Source organism: Pseudonocardia kunmingensis, from assembly GCF_006716445.1.
GTDB classification, from domain to species: Bacteria; Actinomycetota; Actinomycetes; order Mycobacteriales; family Pseudonocardiaceae; genus Pseudonocardia; species Pseudonocardia kunmingensis.
Genome location: NZ_VFPA01000004.1, coordinates 715,180 through 727,967, shown reverse-complemented (window position 1 = coordinate 727,967; position 12,788 = coordinate 715,180). Strand labels below are relative to the sequence as shown.

Annotated in this window: 11 protein-coding genes; 5 read left to right on the top strand and 6 right to left on the bottom strand. The window is 73.4% G+C overall.

The window, feature by feature from the left end:
* Positions 1 to 35 precede the first annotated feature (35 nt).
* Entirely contained in the window at positions 36 to 338 is a 303-nt protein-coding gene (locus FB558_RS33245; RefSeq protein ID WP_142060373.1) for a hypothetical protein, read from the top strand.
* Positions 339 to 363: 25 nt separating this feature from the next.
* Here the strand turns inward: FB558_RS33245 and FB558_RS33240 are convergent, their stop codons facing one another.
* Entirely contained in the window at positions 364 to 2,511 is a 2,148-nt protein-coding gene (locus FB558_RS33240) for a helicase-associated domain-containing protein (protein WP_142060371.1), read from the bottom strand.
* A 313-nt stretch (positions 2,512 to 2,824) separates the two neighbouring features.
* On the opposite strand from FB558_RS33240, the gene FB558_RS33235 reads away from it, so the two are divergent.
* Positions 2,825 to 4,090 (top strand): aspartate kinase, encoded by a 1,266-nt coding sequence (locus FB558_RS33235; protein ID WP_142060369.1) that lies wholly within the window; start codon positions 2,825 to 2,827, stop codon positions 4,088 to 4,090.
* Positions 4,091 to 4,095: 5 nt separating this feature from the next.
* Entirely contained in the window at positions 4,096 to 5,214 is a 1,119-nt protein-coding gene (locus tag FB558_RS33230; RefSeq protein ID WP_142060367.1) for an aspartate-semialdehyde dehydrogenase, read from the top strand.
* 76 nt (positions 5,215 to 5,290) lie between these two features.
* On the opposite strand, the gene FB558_RS33225 is transcribed toward FB558_RS33230, so the two are convergent.
* Positions 5,291 to 6,322, bottom strand: a complete 1,032-nt coding sequence (locus FB558_RS33225; RefSeq protein ID WP_142060365.1) for an endonuclease/exonuclease/phosphatase family protein — start codon at positions 6,320 to 6,322, stop codon at positions 5,291 to 5,293.
* Positions 6,323 to 6,400: 78 nt separating this feature from the next.
* Entirely contained in the window at positions 6,401 to 7,585 is a 1,185-nt protein-coding gene (locus tag FB558_RS33220; RefSeq protein WP_170231639.1) for an MFS transporter, read from the bottom strand.
* An 85-nt stretch (positions 7,586 to 7,670) separates the two neighbouring features.
* Between FB558_RS33220 and FB558_RS33215 the strand changes: the two genes are divergently transcribed.
* Positions 7,671 to 8,102: a Fur family transcriptional regulator gene (locus tag FB558_RS33215; protein WP_142060362.1), complete on the top strand. Its 432-nt coding sequence runs from the start codon at positions 7,671 to 7,673 to the stop codon at positions 8,100 to 8,102.
* 9 nt (positions 8,103 to 8,111) lie between these two features.
* Positions 8,112 to 9,608 (top strand): catalase, encoded by a 1,497-nt coding sequence (locus FB558_RS33210; protein WP_142060360.1) that lies wholly within the window; start codon positions 8,112 to 8,114, stop codon positions 9,606 to 9,608.
* 170 nt (positions 9,609 to 9,778) lie between these two features.
* Here the strand turns inward: FB558_RS33210 and FB558_RS33205 are convergent, their stop codons facing one another.
* Genes FB558_RS33205 through FB558_RS33195 form a run of 3 tightly spaced genes read right to left on the bottom strand, consistent with a single transcriptional unit; the run spans position 9,779 to position 12,697 of the window.
* Positions 9,779 to 10,792, bottom strand: coding sequence for a LacI family DNA-binding transcriptional regulator (locus tag FB558_RS33205; protein ID WP_142060358.1), 1,014 nt, complete (start codon positions 10,790 to 10,792; stop codon positions 9,779 to 9,781).
* 22 nt (positions 10,793 to 10,814) lie between these two features.
* Complete coding sequence (locus FB558_RS33200) at positions 10,815 to 11,732, bottom strand: carbohydrate ABC transporter permease (protein ID WP_142060357.1); 918 nt, start codon at positions 11,730 to 11,732, stop codon at positions 10,815 to 10,817.
* A complete protein-coding gene (locus FB558_RS33195; protein ID WP_142060355.1) occupies positions 11,729 to 12,697 on the bottom strand; it encodes a carbohydrate ABC transporter permease in 969 nt (322 codons plus the stop codon). Before FB558_RS33195 ends, FB558_RS33200 begins: the two co-directional genes overlap by 4 nt.
* Positions 12,698 to 12,788: the final 91 nt, after the last annotated feature.

Here is a 12,788-nt window from a genome sequence, read left to right as displayed (position 1 = left end):
GAGCATGGCGGCCAACGAGCCCCGGGAGGTCTCCAGTGGCAGTGGGGAGCACGGCGCGCCGAGGCATCGACGCCCTCGGCAACGTCCTGCGGATCGTCGGCATGCTCATCGTCACCGTGCTCGTGGTGCACATCGTGCTCACGTTGCTCGGCGCGAACCCGGAGAACGGGCTGACGCGCCTGATCCGCGACGCCGCCGACACGTTCAACCTCGGCCTGGGCGACCTCTTCCTGCCCGAAGACCCGCGCCTGGGCGTCGTGCTGAACTACGGCACGGCCGCCCTGATCTGGTTCGCGATCACCACCGTGGTCGTCCGCCTGGTGCGCCGCATCCCCTGAGCGGACGTCCCCCGGAGCGGCTCCGTCAGCCGCCGCCGAGGCGTTCGGCGAGCGCGCTGACGTCACTCGCCGGTCGGCGCTGGGCGGTGGCCCGGGCCGGGGCGGACGCGCGGTGCGCGACCCGGCGCTGCACGACCATCGCGCCCCCGGCGTCGTGCTGCACGGGCGCGTAGCCGGCCGCGCGGAGCGCCGCGACGGTGTCCTCGGCAGGCAGCGCGGAGGCCAGCACGGTGTCGGCCAGCCTGCGCAGCCGCAGCGGGGCGAGCGCGCGCTCGGCGGCGAGCTGCGCGCCCAGTGCGGCGTCGGTGACCAGCACGCAGGTGGCGACGGTGTGCACCTGGACCTGTCCGTGCCGGCGCGCGGCGTCGTGCACGAGGTACTCCAGCGGCTGCGGGAGCGCGTTGTCGGCGGCTGCGGTGAGCCCGGCGAGCAGGCTGTCGGCGTCGTGGCCCTCGTCGAGCGCCCTGCGCACGCTCTGCGCGGAGAACCGCCAGACCGAGGCCGTGTCGCGGCTCTCGGCCTCCGCGGCGGTGTCGAGCAGCCGGGCCAGCGCGGGCGCGGCCGTGCCCCTGACCAGCGCGGTGAGGTCGGGCAGGAACGTGGCCGTGCGGCAGGGCGGCGGGAGCGTGCCGGTCAGCGCGCCGCGCAGGGCGGCGGCGGGGTCGTCGGCGCGGACGGCCGCGAGCAGGTGGCGGCCGAGCGGTGTGAGCGCGCCGGTGGCGACGAGCCCGAGCAGCTCGGCCTCGGCCACGGTGGCGCGCAGCCGGGCCGCGTCGTCGTGGCCGCCGTGCTCGATCGGCGCCGCGTGGGCCAGCCGGTCGAGCAGCGCCTCGGGCTCGGTGATGCCGTGCCCGTGCTCCAGGGAGTGGAGGGCCCGCAGGGTGCGGGCGCGCATCCGCGGGTGCTCCGGGTGGCCGAACGCGCGCACGAGGGCCGCCGCCGGCCTGCCGGACTCGTCGACCCGCAGGCTCGGGACGAGGGGCAGGCTCCACCACGCGAGCAGGAGCCGGGTGAAGGCGTCGGCGGGATCGGCCTCCAGCCACTCGTCGGCGGCGGTGGTGGCCAGCGCCCTGCCGACCGGCGGGCTGAACCCGCGGCGCAGCCCGGCCGCGGGCTCGGCGGACGGCGTGTCGCGGGCGAGCGCCACCAGGCCCGCGGCCGCGGCGATCTCGAGCCAGAGCCGGATCCCGGTGATGTCGGTGGCCAGTTGCTTCGCGCCACGGCGCAGCTCGCGGACGCCGACGCCGCCGCCCTGCACGGTGGTGAGCGGCGCCCGGTCGAGCAGCGCGACGAGGCGCCGGACCGACTCCAGCGCCGCGAGCGCGGCCCGCTCACCCGCGCCCCGCACCTGTTCGGGGGCGACCGGCGCGGTGCGGATCCGCGGCGGGTGCACGTCGAACGGCGCCCGGTACTCCGGCCCGCGCACGGCGAGCGCGACCTCGCGCGGCATCTCACCGATGCCCCACTCCGTGGGCACCACCCAGCCCTGCACGGCCAGCAGGCGCCCGACCTGCGCGGTGCCCACCGGCTCGTCGGGGGCCGGGAACTCGCAGCCCGAGGTGCGCGGGCCGTGCCAGGCGATCCGGCGCACGGCCTCCGCGACCTCGGGACCGGCCCGCTCCAGCCGCGCGGGCACGGCACGGGGATCGGAGACGGCCGCGGCGACGGCCTCGAGCCACGCGCCCTTGCAGTCGTGGCCGCCCAGCCCCAGGCCGGACCCGATGCGCGCGAGCTGCTCGCCCGTGAGCATCCCGAGCAGCTCCCGGGCGGGACGACCGAGGCCGAGCGGATCCCGGGAGACGGCACCCCAGCTGCCCACCAGCCGCACCCGGCCGTGCACCGGCCACGTGAGCGCGAGGGCCTGCAGGTCGTGCAGCGCCACCTCGACGCGGGCCGCGAGCTCGCCGTCGGTGGCACCGAAGAGCCGCAGCAGCTCCTCGCGCGTCGCCGAACCCCCGAGCGCGAGCAGCGCCTCCGCGACCTGCAGGGCGGGCCGGTCCAGCAGCAGCTGCGCCTGGTTGACCGAGGGCTGGGTGCAGAGCCGGCTCGCCAGCGCCCCGAGGTCCTCCGGCGCGGGGTGGCGCAGCACGTCGGGCCGGGCGCGCAGCAGCGCCGCCAGCTCGTCGGTGGTGAGCGTGTCGAGCCACACACCCAGCCCCGCCGATCGGCCCATGTGAGCAGGGTAGGCCGGGCCGGTGACACGAGGGGGCCGTCCGCGGGCCGCGACGGGCCGGGCCGCCACGGGCGCGGCATCCGCGCAGCTCACGCCGCACCCCCTGCGATCACGGCGGCCGCCGGGCCTGTGGATGGATGCGCCGGCGATGCCTGTGGGCTGGGCCATTCCGGTCGGCGAGCGGCCATCCGACCGGTAGGGTGGTTTCCCGACCAGCACCCGGTGGTGCACGTCGCCGGCGTGCCTGCCACCGGATGATGAGCCCTTGAGGCCCGCGCGGTGCAGTCCGCGCGGCCAGGACAGGAGGTCGGCGGTGGCCCTCGTCGTGCAGAAGTACGGCGGATCATCCGTCCAGGACGCGGACCGCATCAAGAAGGTCGCCGAACGGATCGTCCGCACGCACAAAGAGGGCAACGACGTCGTCGTGGTGTGCTCGGCGATGGGCGACACCACGGACGAGCTGCTCGAGCTCGCCGACCAGGTGTCGCCCGCCCCGCCGCCGCGCGAGCTGGACATGCTGCTCACTGCGGGTGAGCGCATGTCCAACGCGCTCGTCGCGATGGCGATCCACTCGCTCGGCGTGCAGGCCCGCTCGTTCACCGGTTCGCAGGCCGGCATGGTCACCACGTCCAAGCACGGGGACGCCCGCATCGTGCAGGTCAACCCGCAGCGGTTGCGCGAGGCGCTCGACGAGGGGTCGATCGTGCTGGTCGCCGGGTTCCAGGGCGTGAGCCAGGACTCGAAGGACGTCACCACGCTCGGCCGGGGCGGCTCGGACACCACCGCGGTGGCGCTGGCCGCCGCGCTGGACGCCGACGTCTGCGAGATCTACTCCGACGTGGACGGCATCTACACGGCCGACCCGCGGATCGTGCCCGACGCGCAGCGGCGCGAGACGATCACCTACGAGGAGATGCTGGAGATGGCCGCCTGCGGCGCCAAGATCCTGCATCTGCGCGCCGTCGAGTACGCGCGGCGCTACAACGTCCCGCTGCGGGTGCGCAGCTCGTACAACGACAAGCCGGGATCGCTCGTCACCGGCTCGATCGAGGAGATTCCCGTGGAAAAGGCGATTCTCACCGGGGTCGCGCACGACCGGTCCGAGGCCAAGATCACCGTCACCGACGTGCCCGACACCCCCGGCATGGCGGCCCGCATCTTCCGCACGGTCGCGGACGCCGACATCAACATCGACATGGTGCTGCAGAACGTCGGCCGCACCTCGGCGAACCGCACCGACATCACCTTCACGCTCCCGCGCAGCGACGGCCCCCGCGCGGTGGCCGCCCTCAGCGCGGCGCAGCCCGAGATCGGCTTCGGGGAGGTGCTGCACGACGAGGAGGTCGGGAAGGTGTCGCTGGTGGGCGCCGGGATGCGCTCCCACCCGGGCGTCACGGCCACGTTCTGCGAGGCGCTCTCCAACGCAGGGATCAACATCGAGACCATGAACACCTCGGAGATCCGCATCTCCGTGGTGTGCCGGCCGGACCAGCTCGACACCGCCGTTAGCGCCCTGCACGCGGCGTTCGACCTCGGCGGCGACGAGCAGGCCGTGGTGCACGCGGGAACGGGACGGTGAGCGGGATGGCAGAGAGCTTCGCCCACGAGCAGCACGGGCGCCACGAGCACGGCCGGCACGAACGCGGCCCGGTGCTCGCGATCGTCGGTGCCACGGGCGCCGTCGGTTCCACGATGATCGAGATCATCGACGGCAGGCCGGACGTGCCGTGGTCGGAGATCCGGCTCGTCGCATCCCCCCGCTCGGCGGGCAAGGTGCTGCGGGTGCGCGGCGAGGACGTCACCGTGCTGGCGCTCGCGCCGGAGGTCTTCGACGGCGTGGACGTGGCGCTGTTCGACGTTCCCGACGAGGTCAGCGCGCAGTGGGCTCCGATCGCGGCGGAGCGCGGCGCGGTCGCCGTCGACAACTCCGGTGCGTTCCGGATGGATCCCGACGTGCCGCTGGTGGTGCCGGAGGTGAACGCCGAGAAGGCCGCGGAGCGGCCGAAGGGGATCATCTCCAACCCCAACTGCACCACGCTGTCGATGATGGCCGCGATGGGCGCCCTGCACCGCGAGTTCGGGCTGGAGGCGCTGGTCGTGGCGTCCTACCAGGCCGCGTCCGGTGCGGGCCAGGGCGGCATCGACCGGCTCTACGCCGAGCTCGCCGCGGTCTCCGGTCGCGACGTCGGGGTGCGCGGCGGCGACGTCGCCGAGGCGCTGGCCGCCGCCGGGCTCGACCCGGCCGCCTCGCCGTTCCCGGCGCCGCTCGCGCTCAACGTCGTGCCGTGGGCGGGATCGCTCAAGGACGACGGGTGGTCCTCGGAGGAGCTCAAGGTCCGCAACGAGGCGCGCAAGATCCTCGGGATCCCGGACCTGAAGGTCTCGGCCACCTGCGTGCGCGTCCCGGTCGTCACCACGCACTCCCTCTCGGTGCACGCCACGTTCGCGCGTGAGGTGTCCGTGGAGGCGGCGCGCAAGGTGCTCGCGGAGCAGCCCTCGATCGTGCTGCGGGACGACCCGGCGGCCGGCGAGTGGCCCACCCCGGCCGACGCGGTCGGCGGCGACCCGACGTGGGTGGGCCGGGTCCGGCAGGCGCTGGACTTCCCGAACACCCTCGAGCTGTTCGTGTGCGGCGACAACCTGCGCAAGGGCGCCGCCCTGAACACCTACGAGATCGCGGAGACGGTCGCGACGAGCGGCTGACCCACCTGACGAACGGCACTCTCGTCGGTTAGGTACCGACGAGAGTGCCGTTCGTCGTCTGGGGCGGGGCCTCGGCTCAGCCGGGTAGGCGCAGCGTGGTGACGACCGCCCTGTGGTCGCTGTCCGCCACGTCGTGCACGTCGAACGTCTCGGCGGTGATCCCGTCGGTGGCGAACACGTGGTCGATCTGCGGGCCCAGCCCGCGGATCCGGGGGCTCGGTCCCCACGTCGGGACGAGGCCGGCGCCGCGCTGCTCCCCGGCGTCGCCGCAGCCGGCCGTACCGGCGCGCAGCGCCGAGTGGTCGAGGGTGGCGTTGAAGTCGCCCGCCACCACCGCGGGGGTGGGCCCGCTGCACCACTGCGGCAGCAGCGCGAGGTCGGAGTTCCAGTCCGGCACGGAGCCGGGCACCGGGGCCACCGAGTGGAAGGCCACGAAGCGCAGCTCGCCCAGACCGCCCCCGGTGACCTCGACGTACGGGAAGGACGAGGTCTCCTCGCCGATCCGCACGTCGACGTCGCCGAGCCGGTCGGACACCACCGCGGTGACCCCCTGCACGTCCCTGCGCGAGTCGGTGGCGTGCAGCGCGTAGCCGAGTGGTTCCACCAGCGGCGCGAGCCGCTCCGCGTAGTCGTCGCCCGCCTCGACGAGCGCCACCGCGTCCGGCCGGGTCGCCTCGATCAGCCGCGCCACCGCGTCGACGTCGGCGTCGCCCTCGAAGGTGTTGAACGCCAGCACCCGCAGCGGCGCGCCGCCCGTGGGCACGGGGTCCGGCAGGGCGCGCGGCAGCACCATCCCCGCCCCGACGAGGAGCACGGCGAGCACGCCCGCGACGAACGGCAGCACCCGGCGTTCGAACACCAGCACCACGAGCAGCAGCACGAGCAGGCCCGCCACTCCGCAGAGGATCCACGGACGGAAGGACACGAGCTGCACGAAGGGGCTGCGGCGGTCGAGCCCGAACAGCAGGTCCGGCAGCGCCGGAATGGCCACGACCAGGGAGAACACGACCGCAACGAGGTAGCGGGCGACGCCGCGGCGGCGCCGGTGACCCCGCGGGCGCGGGGCCGGCGAGGCGGCGGGGGAGAGCCGGTCCGGCGGTGCGGTCATCGGTTCGAAGTCTGCCCTAGATCGGTTGAGACGAAGCTGAGGGAGTGACGGCCACCTCGGGGCGTGACTGCTCCCCGCTCAGCTGCTCCGGGGTCGTCCCAGCAGGGCCACGAGCAGGGCGACGGCCACCCCGACCGATCCGAGGACGACGACCGCGGCCGCGGGCGAGGCGCGGTCCACGACGAGCCCGGCGAGCGGGGTGGCGATGGCGGCGCCGAGGGTGATGGCCGAGCCGTGCAGCCCGGTGACGAGCCCGCGGACGTGCTCGGGCGCCAGTGCGCTGACCGTCTCGGAGCTCGCCGCCACGGAAGGGGCCATCAGCAGCCCGGCCGGCACGAGCAGCAGCGCCCAGGACCACCACGGCCCCGCCAGCGCGAGCGGCAGCGTGGCGACCCCGAGGAACGCGACCAGCGCCGGGAGCGGGCGGGAGCGCCGGGCCGCCCCGTAGAGGAACCCGCCGACGATCGATGCCAGGCACCAGACGGCGTTGACCAGCGGGATCCAGCCGGCCTGCCCGGTGCGCTCGAGCCCGGCGATCATCGACAGCTCGGTGCCGAACACCACCATGACCGCCGCACTGGTGGCGAGCAGGGCCGCGAGCAGGCGCCGGTCCAGCCACTGCCGCACCGGCGGCGGGGGTGCGCCGCTCGCGTCCTGCGGCGCCCGGGTGGGCGGGTTGAGCAGCGCGAGGGCACCGCCCGCCACCAGCCAGCCGGCCCCGACGGTCCACATCGCGGCCGTCGTCGAGGCCTGCAGGGCGAGCAGGGTGCCGACGGCGGGGCCGACCATGTAGGAGACCTCGACCGACATGGAGTCGAGCGCGAAGGCGGGCCGCCTGCGTGCCGCGGGCACCATCGCGGCGATCGACTGGCGCGTGACCGAGAAGACGGGCACGCCGAGCAGGCCGCCGAGCAGGGCACCGGCCAGGAGTGCCGGGTAGGACAGGAAGGGCGCCACGCTCCAGAAGACGGCCTGGGCGCTGAGCGTGAGCGCGAGCATCGTGCGCAGGCCGCGCCGGTCGACGAGCCGCCCGAGCAGCGGCGCCCCGATCGCCATGCCGACGGTCGCCGCGGCGCCGGCGAGCCCCGCGGCCGCGTACCCGTGCCCGAGGGTCAGCACGACGTGCAGCGTGATCGTGATGGGGGCGGCGGACGCGGGGAGGCGGGCGAGGAACGAGACCGCCGTGAGCGTGCCGACCCCGGGGAGGGACAGCACGCCGCGATAGGCGGCGAGACCACGGACGGATGCGGCGTCGACCTCCACGTGCCCATCGTGCCCGACCACGGTCGGGGGTGGATCGCCCGCCTTAACTTGACTCATTCCAGAAAAGATGGTCGAGTGGACGGCGATGGCAGCAGACGACGTGGCGCTCCGGCTCCGGGAAGCGGGACTGCGGGTCACCGCACCCCGCCTCGCGGTGCTCGACGTGCTGGCCGGGCACCCGCACGCCACCGCAGACGCCGTGGCGTCGCTCGTACGGGCGAACCACCGGCGGGTCTCCACCCAGGCCGTGTACGACGTCCTCGCCGCGTGCACGGCCGCCGGCCTGCTCCGCCGGATCGAACCGGCCGGATCGGCGGCCCGGTACGAGACGCGCACCGGGGACAACCACCACCACCTGGTGTGTCGCGGGTGTGGCCGCACCACCGACGTCGACTGCGTCGCCGCGAGCCGCCCGTGCCTCGAACCGGAGGACGCGGCGGGATACCTGGTCGACGAGGCCGAGATCGTCTTCTGGGGCCTCTGCCATGACTGCCAGCGCACCCACCACGAGAAGTGAGGAGTACCCGTGACCGCAGTCGAACCGCATGCGACGACCACGGACAGCGGCGCGCCCGTCGCGAGCGACGAGCACTCGCTGACGATCGGGCCCGACGGCCCGATCCTGCTCCAGGACCACTACCTGATCGAGCAGATGGCCCAGTTCAACCGGGAGCGCATCCCGGAGCGCCAGCCGCACGCCAAGGGTGGCGGGGCGTTCGGGAAGTTCGAGGTGACGAACGACGTCAGCGCCTACACGCGAGCGGCGGTGTTCCAGCCGGGCACCGAGACCGACGTCGTCATCCGGTTCTCGAGCGTCGCCGGTGAGCGGGGCAGCCCCGACACCTGGCGCGACCCGCGCGGCTTCGCCGTGAAGTTCTACACGTCCGAGGGCAACCTCGACATCGTCGGTAACAACACCCCGGTCTTCTTCATCCGCGATCCGATGAAGTTCCAGCACTTCATCCGCTCGCAGAAGCGGCTGGCGCGCAACAACCTGCGTGACGCCGACATGCAGTGGGACTTCTGGACGCTGTCGCCGGAGTCGGCCCACCAGGTGACGTGGCTGATGGGCGACCGGGGCATCCCGCGCACCTGGCGCCACATGAACGGCTACTCGAGCCACACCTACTCGTGGGTGAACGCCCAGGGCGAGCAGTTCTGGGTGAAGTACCACTTCAAGTCCGACCAGGGCATCGAGTCCCTCACCCAGGCCGACGCCGACCGGATCGCCGGCGAGGACGGTGACCACCACCAGCGCGACCTGTACGAGGCGATCGAGCGCGGGGAGTTCCCGAGCTGGACGCTGAAGATGCAGATCATGCCGTTCGAGGACGCGAGGACCTACCGGTTCAACCCGTTCGACCTCACCAAGGTCTGGCCGCACGCCGACTACCCGCTCATCGACGTCGGCAAGCTGACGTTGAACCGCAACGTCACCGACTTCCACGCGGAGATGGAGCAGGCGGCGTTCCAGCCGAACAACCTGGTGCCCGGCACCGGCCTGTCCCCGGACAAGATGCTGCTGGCCCGCGGGTTCTCCTACGCCGACGCGCACCGCGCCCGGCTCGGGGTGAACTACCAGCAGATCCCGGTCAACCGCCCGCGCGTGCCCGTCCACAGCTACTCCAAGGACGGCGCCATGCGGATCGACAACGTCACCGACCCGGTGTACGCGCCGAACTCGCTGGGCGGCCCGAAGGCCGACCCCGCCCGGGCGGTCTACTCGAACCACTTCGCCGTGGACGGCGACATGGTGCGCCAGGCCTACACCCTGCGCGCCGAGGACGACGACTACGGCCAGGCCAACACCCTGCTCACCAAGGTGTTCAGCGACGAGCAGCGGGATCGGCTGGTCGAGAACGTCGCGGGTGCCGCGTCCGGCGTGCGGTCCGAGGACATCCGCGAGCGCGTCTACCAGTACTGGAAGAACATCGACAAGGCCATCGGTGACAGGATCGAGGCCGCGATCAAGGCGAAGCTGGCCGAGGGCGAGTCCGAGAAAGGCGGCGCCCGCTTCGACTGAGCCATCGCACGCGACGACGGCCCCCGGTACGCCCGGGGGCCGTCGTCGTCCCCGGGAGGGCCTGCGTGATCCGCGTCACCGCCCCCAACGCCGCGCGGGGCGGGACGGTCGTTCCCCGTGTGCCGGCCGGACCGAGATCGGGTGGGGGGCGGTCCGGCCGGCACACGCGATCAGGACCGACGCGTCGGGCGGCTGGTGGTGCCGCGCACCACCAGCCCGGTCGGCACGGTGACCGCAGGCAGCGGCCTGCCGGGCTCGGCGAGGGCGGTGAGGATCATCTCGGCGGCGAGCTCGCCCTGTGCCCCCACCGGCTGCGCCACCGTGGTCAGGTCCATGACCTCGGCCATCTCGTGGTCGTCGAGGCCCACCACCGAGACGTCCAGGGGCACCCGCAACCCGGCGCGCCGGATCGCCTGCACGGCGCCGATCGCCATCTCGTCGGAGGCGGCGAAGATCGCCGTCGGTGGGTGTGCGAGCTGCAGCAGCCGTTCGGCGGCGGCGTACCCGCCGCGCACCGTGAAGCCGCCCACGGCCTCCAGCGCGGGGTCGGCGGGCAGCCCCGCACCGCTCAGCTCGGCGTGGTACCCGGCGCGGCGGTCCCCGGGCAGGGTCGAGCCCAGTGGGTCGTCGGTCTCGCCGCCGAGGAACCCGATGCGCCGGTGCCCCAGGTCGAGGAGGTGCCGCACGGCGCACCCGGCGGCGGCCCGGTCGTCGATGCGCACGCTGGCCCAGCCCGGCACGTCCTTGCCCACGATCGCGACCGGACCGCCTGCGGCGGAGAGCGCCGCCACCTCGTCCTCCGCGGGGTGCAGGCCGAGCACGAGCACGCCGTCCACCCGCTTGCGCAGCAGGGCGCCCGAGAAGGCGCGGCGCCGCTCCTCGGCCTCGGTGCCCAGGCTGTAGAGCAGCAGGTCGTAGCCCGCCCGGCGCAGCCGCTCCTCCGCGCTGTGCACGATCGCGGCGAAGAACCACCGGTTCACGAACGGCGCGACCACACCGATCGCGTGCGTGAGCCCGGTGGCCAGGCCCGCCGCGCTGGGGGAGGCGACGTAGCGCAGGTCGGCGGCGACGGTGAGCACCCGTCGCCGGGTGGCCTCGGAGACTCGCGGCTGCCCGTGCAGGGCGCGGGACACCGTCGCGATGGAGACCCCGGCCGCCTCGGCGACGTCCTTGATCGTGCTCACGCCGTCGTACTCATCCCACGGCTCAGCCCTTCACGCTGCCGGCGAGCAGGCCGCGGACGAAGTAGCGCTGCAGGGCGAAGAAGACGGCGAGCGGGATGACGATCGACACGAACGCGCCGGCCGCGAGCAGGTGCCAGTCCGAGTCCCGGGAGCCCGCGAGCTCGGCGACGCGGACGGTGAGCGGGGCGACGTCCGCGGTGCCGCCCGCGAACACGAGCGCCACCAGCAGGTCGTTCCACACCCAGAGGAACTGGAAGACCGCGAACGCCGCGATGGCGGGCTTCAACAGCGGCAGCATGATCGTCGTGAAGATCCGGACGTGCCCGGCGCCGTCCACCCGGGCGGCCTCCACGAGCTCCGCCGGGATGTCGCGCATCGCGTTGTGCAGCAGGAAGATCGCCAGGGGGAGCGCGAACGTGGAGTGGGCGATCCAGACGGTCCAGAACGTCCCGTTCAGGCCGGTGCCGACGAAGATCTCCAGCAGCGGCAGGAGCGCGACCTGCAGCGGCACGATCTGCAGCGCGAAGATCGCCACGAACAGGGTGTCCCGCAGCGGGAAGCGCGTCCACGCGAACCCGTAGGCCGCCAGCGTGGCCAGGATGATCGGGATGGCCACGGACGGGATCGTGATCAGGATCGAGTTGACGACGAAACCGCCGAGCGGCTGGCTGCCGCCCAGCAGCACGTCGGTGTAGTTCTCGAGCGTCAGGTCCGGGTTCGCCAGGAACGTCCACCAGCCGCTGCGCTTCACGTCGCGCTCCGGGCGGAACGAGGACAGGAACAACCCGAACGTCGGGATCGTCCAGAGCACGGCGATGACGAGGGCGGCGATCGACGCCCACGGTGAGCTGAGGCCCTTCCGCGCCACGGCGGAGCGCGTCGGCGCCACCCCGGCGAGGCCGGGGGTCGTGGGCCCGGGTGCGCTGTCGAGGACGGTCATCGTGCGTCCGCCTTCCGCATCTGCCGCACGTTGTAGATCACGATCGGCACCACGAGCACGAACAGGACCATCGCGAGCGCCGAGCCCATGCCCAGCTCGGAGAGCCGGAAGCTCTGCAGGTAGAACTCGTTGGCCACCACGCTCGTGCCGAACTGACCGCCGGTCATCGTGCGGACGATGTCGAAGACCTTCAGCACGGCGATGCTGATCGCGGTGACCACGACCACGACGGCGGGCCGGATGCTGGGCAGCGTGATGGCGAAGAACAGCCGCACGCCGCCGACGCCGTCGAGCCGGGCGGCCTCGGTGATGTCGCTGGGGATCGCCTTGATCGCGGCCGAGAGCACCGTCATCGCGAAGCCGGCCTGGATCCAGATCATCACCACGATCAGCAGCAGGTTGTTCCACGGCTCGACGAGGATGAAGTTGACCGGCTCGAACCCCAGCCACACGAGCAGCTGGTTCAACAGCCCGACCTGCTGGATGTTCTGCTGGTTCGGGCGGTACTCGTAGATGAACTTCCAGATGATCGCCGCGCCGACGAAGGAGATCGCCATCGGCAGGAAGATCAGCGCCTTCGCCAGCGACTCGAACCGCGTGCGGTCCACGAGCACCGCGTAGACCAGTCCGATCGCCGTGGCGAGGACCGGGGTGATCACCACCCACAACAGCGTGTTGCGCAGCACGACCACCAGGTCGGGCTGGGTGAGGATCCGGATGTAGTTGTCGAGGCCGACGAAGCCGGCGCTGCGCGCGTCGAGGACGGACTGCACCATGGTGCGCCCCGCCGGGTAGAGCAGGCCGACCAGCAACAGGAGAACGGCCGGGGCGACGAACGCGAGGCCGGACACCAGGTCGCTGCGGCGCCCCCGGACGCGGCCGGCGACGAGCAGGACCACGCCCATCACGGCCGCGAACACGGCCACGGCGACCAGCAGTTGGAGCAGCTTGTCGAGCAGGGACATGCCGGCCCACCTCCGGAGGAACCGAGCGCGCGGAGAGGACGCCGGGGCGGACGGGTCACGCCGCCCCGGCGGTGATCACTACTGACGCGCT

What these genes read in the sequence shown, in the direction of transcription:
- FB558_RS33240 (WP_142060371.1), bottom strand. Translation starts at nt 2,511, where the DNA reads ATGGGCCGATCGGCGGGGCTGGGTGTGTGGCTCGACACGCTCACCACC.
- FB558_RS33230 (WP_142060367.1), top strand. Translation starts at nt 4,096, where the DNA reads ATGGCAGAGAGCTTCGCCCACGAGCAGCACGGGCGCCACGAGCACGGC.
- FB558_RS33225 (WP_142060365.1), bottom strand. Translation starts at nt 6,322, where the DNA reads ATGACCGCACCGCCGGACCGGCTCTCCCCCGCCGCCTCGCCGGCCCCG.
- FB558_RS33215 (WP_142060362.1), top strand. Translation starts at nt 7,671, where the DNA reads ATGGCAGCAGACGACGTGGCGCTCCGGCTCCGGGAAGCGGGACTGCGG.
- FB558_RS33200 (WP_142060357.1), bottom strand. Translation starts at nt 11,732, where the DNA reads ATGACCGTCCTCGACAGCGCACCCGGGCCCACGACCCCCGGCCTCGCC.
- FB558_RS33195 (WP_142060355.1), bottom strand. Translation starts at nt 12,697, where the DNA reads ATGTCCCTGCTCGACAAGCTGCTCCAACTGCTGGTCGCCGTGGCCGTG.